This is a genomic window from Bradyrhizobium sp. Kon69, assembly GCF_055807515.1.
Map to the genome: position 1 here is coordinate 1 of NZ_JBVVOS010000184.1, position 348 is coordinate 348.

General features: G+C 62.1%; 1 protein-coding gene. It reads left to right on the forward strand.

Going from position 1 to position 348, the window contains the following annotated elements; all coding sequences use genetic code 11:
• On the forward strand, positions 1 to 348 hold a 348-nt coding region (locus AC0L3U_RS38745; protein ID WP_473365015.1), incomplete at both ends, for an ABC transporter permease.

A 348-nucleotide genomic window follows, 5' to 3' on the forward strand; every position in this document is an offset into this window, starting at 1 on the left:
GCGTTGGCGATCAGCCGTTATGCATTCCCTGGGCGTAATTTTTTCAGTGCGTTGTTCCTGTCGCCGATCATCATTCCGCACCTGGTGCTGGGCGTCGCTCTGTTGCGCCTGTTTGCGCTGATGGGGGTGAATGGCAGCTTCACCTGGCTGATGCTCGCGCACGTGGTGATCATCACGCCTTACGTGCTGCGCCTGGTGCTGGCGGCCGCCATCGGGATTGATCGCAGCGCCGAGCAGGCCGCCGAATCCCTCGGCGCCAGCCGCTTCACGCTGTTTCGTCAGATCACGCTGCCGATGATTCTGCCGGGCGTGGCCGGTGGCTGGCTGCTGGCGTTTATCAACAGTTTC